Raw genomic sequence first — 1149 nt, 5'->3', positions numbered from 1 at the left:
AGAATTACTTTCTAAAAGAAAGGGTATAAGTGATACAGCTATCATTGTTTCTACAGGACCATCCCTTACTAAACAATTGCCTTTATTAAAAAAGTATGCTAGCAAAGCTACGATTTTTTGTGCCGATAGTGCTTATCCTATTTTAGCGAAGCATAATATAAAGCCTGATTATGTTTGCATGCTTGAAAGAAGTGAATTTACAGCTGAATTTTTTAATCATGATTTTGGGGAATTTGATAAGGATATTGTGTTTGTTTGCGCAGGGGTTATTCATCCAAAGGCGATTGAGTATTTAAAGAGTAGAAATTTAGTCATCACTCAAAAAGTTCTTGCTTTTCCATATTATATAAATCTTAAAGATTTTTCTTATGCTGCTGTAGGATTTAGTGTTGCACATACATTATCTTATCTAGCAACTTATCTAAGTCATAAAAACATCATTTTTATAGGACAGGATTTAGCTTATGCTGAAAATGGCAATTCTCATCCTGATGATTATCAAAACTCAGCTAATTATGAAAGTCAAATGTATGAACATATTTTAACCGAGGCTTATGGAGGCAACGGAAAAGTCGAAACTCATAGTATATGGCTTTTATTTAAAAATCGGTTTGAAAATGAAATGATTCCAAATACTAGAAAAATGGGTATCACCACCTACAACTGCACCGAAGGTGGAGCAAGGATAGAAGGAACCATAGAAAAACCTTTTTTATGGGCTTGTGAGAATTTACTTGATAAAGATTTAAATAAACCTTTTGAAAAATTAGAACCTTTAAGTTTAAATAAACAAAATGAATTTTTACTTAAGGCTTATTATAAAGTTTATCAAAGTATTAAACATTGTAGAGATTTTAGTAAAATACTCAGCAATGATTTTGAAAATATACAAAGTATATATTTGAGTTTAAATGAAAAAGAAGAAGATTTAAACTTAGCTATTAGAAAAATAGATGAGTTTAAAAACAAACTTGAAGATATGAAACAAATGCAAGATTTGTATGAAATTTTAGGTCCTTTACTGACACAATTTGAACTAAACCTTGCAAGGATTTATGTTTTAAATCCTAAAACCAAAGAAGATGTTTTTAATAAAAGTATTCTTTGGATAAAAGAACATTTAGAATTTATGGAATTAGTTTATGGACA

The 1149-nt window shown here is 28.9% G+C and carries 1 protein-coding gene; it reads left to right on the top strand.

Annotation, left to right across the window (positions count from 1 at the left end; all coding sequences use genetic code 11):
• On the top strand, positions 1-1149 hold a 1149-nt coding region (locus tag BGS43_RS03240; RefSeq protein ID WP_141085295.1), incomplete at both ends, for a motility associated factor glycosyltransferase family protein.

This window comes from Campylobacter sp. 110 (assembly GCF_002383965.1).
Taxonomy (GTDB): Bacteria; Campylobacterota; Campylobacteria; order Campylobacterales; family Campylobacteraceae; genus Campylobacter_D; species Campylobacter_D coli.
This window is presented reverse-complemented; position numbering and strand designations above follow the sequence as displayed.